Source organism: Stenotrophomonas sp. A3_2 (assembly GCF_036624925.1).
Lineage (GTDB): Bacteria > Pseudomonadota > Gammaproteobacteria > Xanthomonadales > Xanthomonadaceae > Stenotrophomonas > Stenotrophomonas hibiscicola.
Genome location: NZ_JAZKVY010000033.1, coordinates 1 through 8267 on the forward strand (window position 1 = coordinate 1; position 8267 = coordinate 8267).

Here is an 8267-nt window from a genome sequence, read left to right on the forward strand (position 1 = left end):
TGCGCGCGTCCGAGCAGGAGCTGCGCCAGGCGCAGGTGCAGGAGCGCGAGGAATCCGGGAAATAAACGGGTAGCGGGGGGGCCAGCCCCGGGGGTGGCGGGCGGCCCGGGCGGGGCCCGCGGGCCAAGGCCCGGCGACCCGCCAGCCGCCGGCCTTGCCCCGCCGCTACCCGTTTATTTCCCGGATTCCTCGCGCTCCTGCACCTGCGCCTGGCGCAGCTCCTGCTCGGACGCGCGCAGCGCCTTCACATCCAGCTTGCGGATGCTGTCGATGAAGCACGGCATGCGCGGGCCACCGGTAGGGTCGCGCACCAGCACCTTGTCGAAGCGCGCCGAAACACGATTCATCTGGCTGGTCAGGCCGATGGCGGTGGCATACGGCAGGTCCTGGCAGGGGCCTCTCAGCTCCAGCAGGTAGGCCTCGCTCGGGCGCGTCCAGACCGCCAGTGCGCTGTCGCCCAGTTCGGTCCAGCCATTGAGGGTGCCGAAGAACTGCATGTCGCTCTGCGGCGCACCGGCGTGGGCGCGGTAAAGGTCAAGCTTCTCGGCGCTGCTGAGCCGGCCGGTGGTCGCGCAGGCGACCAGGGCGAGGCAGAGGCCGGCCAGCAGGATCGGGGTCTTCATGGCGATCTCCTCGGGGAACTGTCGCCATCATGCGCCCGGGCTCGCAACGCTGGCGCGACGACCGGCAGCCCATTCAGCCGCCGGTCGGCGGCTGCTGGCCGGACCACGGTAGACGCCAACCTTGCTTGGCGCTTGCCCTGAAGGAGCAGCCGACCCAGGTCGGCTTCCACCAAAGCGGGCCCAGCGCCTCAGACGTCGGCGTGGGCCAGTGCGTGCAGGCGCCCTTCCCGCAGTTCCAGCACCCGGTCCAGGCGACGCGCCAGGCTGCGGTCATGGGTCACCAGCACCAGGCTGGTATGGCGCGCGCGGTTGAGTTCAAGCATCAGCTCGAACACCGTTGCCGCCGTGCGGTCATCCAGGTTGCCGGTAGGCTCGTCGCCCAGCACGCAGGCCGGGTGATTGACCAGTGCCCGCGCCACCGCAGCACGCTGCCGCTCACCACCAGACAGCTCGCCCGGCTTGTGATCCAGGCGATGGCCGAGGCCGACCGCTTCCAGCAGCGTGGTGGCCCGGCCGCTCGCTTCTGCTACCGCAGTGCCAGCCAGCAGTACCGGCATCATCACGTTTTCCAGCGCGGTGAACTCCGGCAGCAGGTGATGGAACTGGTAGACGAAGCCCAGCGCCTGGTTGCGCAGCAGACCGCGCGCGGTATCCGACAGCGCCGACATGCGCTGGCCGGTCACATAGACCTCACCGGCAGTGGGAATGTCCAGGCCACCCAGCAGGTGCAACAGCGTGCTCTTGCCGGCGCCGGAGGCACCGATGATCGCCACCGTTTCGCCGGCGGTCACGGTCAGGTCCAGCCCATCGAACACCGGGGTCTGCATGCGCCCTTCAGCGTAGGTCTTGCCCAGTGCTTCGGCACGGATCACTTCGTCGCCGCGGTTGAAGACCTTATTCATAACGCAGGGCCTCCGCCGGCTGGGTGCGTGCTGCCCGCCAGGCGGGATACAGGGTGGCCAGGAAGCTCATCAGCAGCGCGACCACGGTGATCGCCACCACGTCGCCCGTCTGCATGTCGGTCGGCAGGCCGGTGATGTAGTACACATCCTCCGGCAGCAGCTTGACGTTGAACACGCTCTCGATGGCGCCGAGGATGCGTTCCAGGTTGAGGGTCAGGGTGATGCCGCCGATCAGGCCAGCCAGCGTACCGAAGATGCCGATCAGCGAACCCTGCACCATGAACACCTGCATCACGCCACCCGGGGTCAGGCCGAGGGTGCGCAGGATGGCGATGTCGGCCTGCTTGTCGGTCACCAGCATCACCTGCGAAGACACCAGGTTGAACGCACCCATGGCGATGATCAGCGACAGCAGGATGCCCATCACCACCTTTTCCATGCGCAGTGAGTGGTAGAGGTTGGCATTCTGCTGGGTCCAGTCGCTTACGCGGTAGGCGCCACCGAGGTTCTGCGCAAGATCCACGCCCACCTCCAGCGAGCGGTCCATGTCGTGCAGTTTCAGGCGCACGCCGGTGGCACCGTCGCTGCGCAGCACGCGCTCCAGGTCCTGCATGTTGGCGAAGCCGACGCCGCGATCGACCTCGTTATAGCCGGCCTCGAAGAGGCCACTGACGGTGAAGCGTTTCATCCGCGGCACCGCGCCGGCCGGCGTGCCCTGCACTTCGGCAAAGGTCACCAGCACCTGGTCACCAACGTCCACGCCCAGCCAGATCGCCAGCTCCTTGCCCAGCAGCAGGTTGAAGCTGCCCGGCTTGAGGCTGTCATAGCTGCCCTTGGTGATCTTCTTGTCGATCACCGAGACGTTCGGCTCCAGCGCCGGATCGATGCCCTGGATGATCGCGCCCTGCACGCGCGGGCCGCTGATCATCGACTGGATCTCGATGTACGGTGCGGCGCCGGCCACACGCGGGTCCTTCCTGGCCACGTCGACCACCCGCATCCAGTCCGGCATCGGTTCGCCGTCGCGGCTGATGGTGGTGTGCGCGGTCATCTGCAGCAGGCGGCTGCGGATTTCCTTCTGGAAACCGCTCATGACGGCCAAGGTGGTGATCAGCACCGTAACGCCGAGCGCGATGCCCAGGATCGATGCCATCGAGATGAAGGAAATGAAGCCGTTGCGGCGCTTGGCACGCAGGTAGCGCAGGCCGATCGCCACGGGAATGGGTTTGAACATGCAGGCACGCCAGTCAATTCAGCTTATGGTGCCATTGACCGGGGCCGACGGGAAACGCCGCGTGCGGCCACGGCCAGTCGCAGTTCACGTCGCTGCCCGGAATCGAGCACATCGGGCCAGAACAGCAGGCGCCGGCGGCGCCGATCCTCACACCACAGCAACAACAGCCATGGGCCACGCACCACCAGCCGTGGCGTATCAACGTCCTGCCCGGCCACCTGCAGTGGTTCGGGAAGCGGCGCAAGAAGCACCTGTACGCGTGGCCTGCGCTGGCGCCAGGCCAGTTCGGCCAAGCCGACGCCCCAGGCCAGCAGCAGCGCGGGCATCAGCAGCCGCGCAGGCAGATCCGAGGCGCGCAACAGCCAGGGTGCGGCCAGCAGCACCGCCAACTGAGCGGCGGCCTGCAGCCTCGAAGGGCGCCACTCAAGGCTTGAGGGTGAGGATCTTCTGCATGAGGGGGATCGCGTGCGCATGCGGACAGGCCTCGTAGCCCATGAACCAGCGCCACAACTTATCGTCCTCGCAGTCGAGCAGGAACAGGAAAACCTCGCGCTCTTCGGTCGGCGCAGTGCGCCATTCGTGGTCGAGATAGCGCTCGAACAGCTGATCCAGCTCACGCATGCCGCGGCGGCAGCGCCAGCGCAGCTTCTTCAGCAGAACGTCTTCTTCCATCGTGCTTCTCCAGATACAGCAAAGCCACGCATGGCGTGGCTCTACTGAGGTGGTGCAGCCACGCATGGCGTGGCTCTACCGGGTACAGCCAGGCCTGATCAGGCGCGGCGTTCCATCATCAGCTTCTTGATCTCGGCGATCGCCAGCGCCGGGTTCAGGCCCTTCGGGCAGGTGCGGGCGCAGTTCATGATGGTGTGGCAGCGGTACAGCTTGAACGGATCTTCCAGATCGTCCAGGCGCGCACCGGTGTCCTCATCGCGCGAGTCGATGATCCAGCGGTAGGCCTGCAGCAGGATTGCCGGGCCCAGGTAACGCTCGCCGTTCCACCAGTAGCTCGGGCAGCTGGTCGAGCAGCAGGCGCACAGGATGCACTCGTACAGGCCGTCCAGCTTCTTGCGGTCTTCCGGCGACTGCAGGCGCTCGCGGTCCGGCGGTGCCGGGGTCTGGGTACGGATCCACGGCTTGATCGACGCATACTGCGCGTAGAAGTGGGTCAGGTCCGGAACCAGATCCTTGACCACGTTCATGTGCGGCAACGGGTAGATCGGCACTTCCTTCTTGCCGCAGTCCGAGATGGCTCGGGTGCAGGCCAGGGTGTTGGTGCCGTCGATGTTCATCGCGCACGAACCACAGATGCCTTCGCGGCACGAGCGGCGGAAGGTCAGGGTCGGGTCGATCTCGTTCTTGATCTTGATCAGGGCGTCCAGGACCATCGGGCCACAGGCATCCAGATCGACCTCATAGGTATCGGTGCGCGGGTTGCTGTCGTCGTCCGGACTCCAGCGGTAGATCTTGAAGGTGCGCACATTCTTGCCGCCGTTCTTGACGGGGAAGTGCTTGCCCTTCGTGATCTTGGAATTCTTGGGGAGTGAAAACTCGGCCATGGCTGCTCTCGTTGGCTCAGGCGGCCCGCGCCCGTGGGCGCGGATTGCATGGTAGGCGGGGTCGGATCAGTACACGCGCGGCTTCGGCGGCACCACGGACACGTCGTCGGTCAACGTGTACATGTGCACCGGACGGTAGTCGAAGCTGCACTTGCCCTTCTCGTCGACGCTGACCAGGGTGTGCTTCTGCCAGTTGACGTCGTCGCGGTCCGGATAGTCCTCGTGCGCATGCGCACCACGGCTTTCCTTGCGCTGTTCGGCCGAGTTGATCGTCGCCACCGCGTTGAGCAGCAGGTTGTTCAGCTCGTAGGTCTCGATCAGGTCCGAGTTCCAGACCAGCGAACGGTCGGAGACCTTCACGTCCTGGAACGAGTCGAAGATCTTGTCCATCTTCTCGCAGCCTTCCTTCAGCGTCTGGCTGGTGCGGAAGACCGCCGCGTCGGCCTGCATGGTGCGCTGCATGCGGTCGCGGATGACCGAGGTCGGGGTATCGCCGTTGGCGTGGCGCAGCTTGTCCAGCAGGCCCAGCGCCTTGTCGCAGGCATCGGTCGGCAGCGGCTTGTGCGCGGCGCCCGGCTTGATGGTCTCGGCGCAGCGGTTGGCCACCGCACGGCCGAACACCACCAGGTCGAGCAGCGAGTTCGAGCCCAGGCGGTTGGCGCCGTGCACGGAGACGCAGGCCGCTTCGCCGATGGCGTACAGGCCCGGCACAACGGCGTTGTCGTTGTCGCCGACCTTCTGCACCACTTCACCGTGGTAGTTGGTCGGGATGCCGCCCATGTTGTAGTGCACGGTCGGAATGACCGGGATCGGCTGCTTGTGCACGTCGACGCCGGCGAAGATGCGGGCGCTCTCGGCGATGCCCGGCAGCTTCTCGTCGATCACGCCCGGGCCGAGGTGGGTCAGGTCGAGCAGGATGTGATCCTTGTGCTCGCCGACGCCGCGGCCTTCGCGGATCTCGATGGTCATCGAACGGCTGACCACGTCGCGCGAGGCCAGATCCTTATAGTGCGGTGCATAGCGCTCCATGAAGCGCTCGCCGCTGCTGTTGCGCAGGATGCCGCCTTCACCGCGGACACCCTCGGTGATCAGGCAGCCGGCGCCGTAGATGCCGGTCGGGTGGAACTGCACGAACTCCATGTCCTGCATGGCGATGCCGGCACGCATGGCCAGGCCGCCACCGTCGCCGGTGCAGGTGTGCGCCGAGGTGGCGCTGAAGTAGGCACGGCCGTAGCCGCCGGTGGCCAGCACCACGCCCTGGGCGCGGAACAGGTGCAGCGTGCCATCGGACATGTCCAGGGCCAGCACGCCGCGGCAGGCGCCTTCGTCGTCGAAGATCAGGTCGAGCGCGAAGTACTCGATCATGAAGCGCGCATCGTGCTTCAGCGACTGCTGGTACAGGGTGTGCAGCATCGCGTGGCCGGTACGGTCGGCCGCCGCGCAGGTACGCTGCGCCGCCGGGCCTTCGCCGTACTTGGTGGTCATGCCACCGAACGGACGCTGGTAGATCTTGCCTTCGGCGGTGCGCGAGAACGGCACGCCGTAGTGTTCAAGTTCGATGATGGCCGGGATGGCCTCACGGCACATGTACTCGATGGCGTCCTGGTCACCCAGCCAGTCCGACCCCTTGATGGTGTCGAAGAAGTGGTAGCGCCAGTCGTCCTCGCCCATGTTGCCGAGTGCGGCCGAAATACCGCCCTGGGCGGCAACGGTGTGCGAACGGGTCGGGAAGACCTTGGTCAGGCACACGGTCTGCAGGCCCTTGGCGGCCAGGCCGAACGTGGCGCGCAGGCCGGCACCGCCGGCGCCGACCACGACCATGTCGTACTTGTGTTCGGTGATCTTGTAAGCGGACATCTAATCTGGATTCCTGTGTAGGTGCCTGGGCTCAGGCAACGCCGAGGGCGATGCGGCCCACCGCAAACACACTGACGATCATGCCGAGCACGGCGACGAACTTCACCGCGGTCTGCAGCACCAGGGCCAGCAGCGATTCGTGGATGTAGTCTTCCAGCACGACCTGCATGCCGAGCTGCGCGTGCCAGAACATGGCGATCAGCAGGCCGATCAGCGGCACCGCGTTCCACGGCTTGGCCACGGCGGCGGCGGCGGTCGCGTAGTCCGAGCCGAGCAGGCCCAGCACGAAGACCAGGAACCAGATGCCCAGCACCACCAGTGCGGCGGCGGTCAGGCGCTGGTGCACGAAGTGCTCGGTGCCGGTCTTGGCCGAGCCCAGGCCGCGCACGTTCTTCAACGGGGTACGGAACTTGCTCACGCGGCACCTCCGAACATCACATAGGCCCACACCAGCAGGGTGATCACCAGGCTGCCGATGACCGACAGCCAGCTGCTGCGGATGAAGGCCGGGATGCTGAAGCCGATGGCAAAGTCCTGCACCACGTGGCGGATGCCATTGCACAGGTGATAGGCGAACGACCATGTCCACGCGAACAGGAACACGCGGCCATACCAGGCCCCGGCATGGCCGGTGAAGCAGTTCCAGGACTCGGGCCCCATCATCAGGGCCAGCAGGCCGGCAGCGATGATGAGGGCACCAACAGACAGAAAGATGCCGGTGGCTCGATGCAGGATCGAGGTGGCCATCTGAATCTGCCAGCGATACACCTGAAGGTGCGGGGAAAGTGGGCGTTGTCTGGTCGCCATTCGCTGGGCTCGTTGTCTCGGCTGGGCGGCACGCGGCCGCGTTGGCTCAATGCTGATCAGAAATCGATGCAGCGTCCGTTTTTCTCCCAATCGCCATACCGCACCGGATCAAGTCCGCCGCGGCCGCCGAATTCCTCTGCCTTTTCCTGCTCCACGGGCACGGGTGCCGCAGGGACCAGCGGGGCTTCAGATTCGTCGTCGGGAGTGGGGGTTGTTTGGCCTATCATGTTCGGTCTCGCAACGCACAAATTTTAGACCTCGTTCACGTGCCTGACAACCTGCCCCCTGCTTTCGTCGGATATCCGCGCCTGCCCGGCCACCAGCTGCTGAGCCTGCAGGGCCCGGATGCGGCCGCCTTCGCCCACGCCCAGTTCAGCAGCGATGTCACCGCCCTGCCCCTGTTGCACTGGCAGTGGAGTGCCTGGCTGAGTGCCAAGGGCCGCACTCTGGCGGTGTTCCAGCTGCTCCGGCTGGCCGACGATCACGTGATGCTGGTGCTGGCCGACGGCGATGCCGATGCGATTGCGTCGCAACTGCAGCGCTTCGTGTTCCGTCGCAAGGTGAAGGTGCAGGGACGCAGCGATCTGGCAGCGGCCGGCGCCTTCACCGCGCCCGAGGCCGCCAGCGGCGCGGCGATTGCGCAGGCCGCAGATGAGGGTTGGGAGCTGGACCTAGGCAGCGATGCACTGCCGCGCACCCTGCGCATCGGCAGCGCCGAAGCGTTCGCCGCCAGTTCTGAAGCCGATGAGACTGCTTTTGCCCTGGCCTGGCGCCAGGCCGACCTGCGCTACGGCCTGCCACGGCTGGAAGAGAGCCAGCGCGAAGTGTGGACCCCGCAGCAGCTGGGCCTGGACCGCCTGAATGGCTACAGCGTGAAGAAGGGCTGCTACCCCGGCCAGGAAATCGTCGCCCGCACCCATTTCCTCGGCAAGGCCAAGCGCGCGGTGCAGCTGCTGCATACCGCGGCACCCGCACAGGCCGGCGATGGCGTGCAGCAGGACGCCGCGACGCTGGGCACAATCGGCAGCGTGGCCGGCGAGCTGGCGCTGGCGGTGCTGCCACTGGAGGCTGGCGACGCCGAGCTGCAGGTGGGTGATGCCATTGCGCAGCGCGTGCCGCTGCTGGATGGATTGGCGCGCTGAATCTGACGCGCCCTCATCCACGCATGGCGTGGATCTACTGACCGACCCGGTGGGTGCGGACCGTTGGTCCGCACGCCTTCGGTGAAGGAATGGTAGTGCCGGCCGCTGGCCGGCAACCATGCAGGGTTGAGGTTGCCGGCCAGCGG

Annotated in this window: 11 protein-coding genes; 1 reads left to right on the forward strand and 10 read right to left on the reverse strand. The window is 66.4% G+C overall.

Translation table 11 applies throughout. The features are described from left to right. Positions 1–173 precede the first annotated feature (173 nt). The 10 genes from R5H29_RS00155 to R5H29_RS00200 all read right to left on the reverse strand — a co-directional run bounded on the left by R5H29_RS00155 (position 174) and on the right by R5H29_RS00200 (position 7206). Positions 174–623, reverse strand: coding sequence for a DUF6491 family protein (locus tag R5H29_RS00155; RefSeq protein ID WP_021202024.1), 450 nt, complete (start codon positions 621–623; stop codon positions 174–176). 188 nt (positions 624–811) lie between these two features. Beyond that, on the reverse strand, positions 812–1525 hold the full coding sequence (gene lolD / locus R5H29_RS00160) for a lipoprotein-releasing ABC transporter ATP-binding protein LolD (RefSeq protein ID WP_111098759.1): 714 nt from the start codon (positions 1523–1525) through the stop codon (positions 812–814). Next, positions 1518–2759: a lipoprotein-releasing ABC transporter permease subunit gene (locus tag R5H29_RS00165; protein WP_019661203.1), complete on the reverse strand. Its 1242-nt coding sequence runs from the start codon at positions 2757–2759 to the stop codon at positions 1518–1520. The genes lolD and R5H29_RS00165 overlap by 8 nt, the downstream gene beginning before the upstream one ends. A 23-nt stretch (positions 2760–2782) precedes the next feature. Then, on the reverse strand, positions 2783–3232 hold the full coding sequence (locus R5H29_RS00170; protein ID WP_021202023.1) for a hypothetical protein: 450 nt from the start codon (positions 3230–3232) through the stop codon (positions 2783–2785). Then, positions 3183–3431, reverse strand: coding sequence for a succinate dehydrogenase assembly factor 2 (locus tag R5H29_RS00175; protein WP_019661201.1), 249 nt, complete (start codon positions 3429–3431; stop codon positions 3183–3185). The genes R5H29_RS00170 and R5H29_RS00175 overlap by 50 nt, the downstream gene beginning before the upstream one ends. A 98-nt stretch (positions 3432–3529) precedes the next feature. Further along, positions 3530–4315 carry a succinate dehydrogenase iron-sulfur subunit gene (locus R5H29_RS00180; RefSeq protein WP_005409079.1) on the reverse strand — a complete coding sequence of 262 codons (786 nt, stop codon included), beginning with the start codon at positions 4313–4315 and terminating at the stop codon, positions 3530–3532. Positions 4316–4381: 66 nt separating this feature from the next. After that, on the reverse strand, positions 4382–6172 hold the full coding sequence (gene sdhA, locus R5H29_RS00185) for a succinate dehydrogenase flavoprotein subunit (RefSeq protein WP_332328537.1): 1791 nt from the start codon (positions 6170–6172) through the stop codon (positions 4382–4384). Between the two features lie 31 nt (positions 6173–6203). Beyond that, positions 6204–6590 carry a succinate dehydrogenase, hydrophobic membrane anchor protein gene (gene sdhD, locus R5H29_RS00190; RefSeq protein ID WP_005409077.1) on the reverse strand — a complete coding sequence of 129 codons (387 nt, stop codon included), beginning with the start codon at positions 6588–6590 and terminating at the stop codon, positions 6204–6206. Next, positions 6587–6979: a succinate dehydrogenase, cytochrome b556 subunit gene (sdhC, locus tag R5H29_RS00195; protein WP_005416132.1), complete on the reverse strand. Its 393-nt coding sequence runs from the start codon at positions 6977–6979 to the stop codon at positions 6587–6589. Before sdhC ends, sdhD begins: the two co-directional genes overlap by 4 nt. 56 nt (positions 6980–7035) lie before the next feature. Next, complete coding sequence (locus tag R5H29_RS00200; protein WP_005409075.1) at positions 7036–7206, reverse strand: DUF1674 domain-containing protein; 171 nt, start codon at positions 7204–7206, stop codon at positions 7036–7038. Positions 7207–7245: 39 nt separating this feature from the next. On the opposite strand from R5H29_RS00200, the gene R5H29_RS00205 reads away from it, so the two are divergent. After that, positions 7246–8121 (forward strand): folate-binding protein, encoded by an 876-nt coding sequence (locus R5H29_RS00205; protein ID WP_332328538.1) that lies wholly within the window; start codon positions 7246–7248, stop codon positions 8119–8121. Positions 8122–8267: the final 146 nt, after the last annotated feature.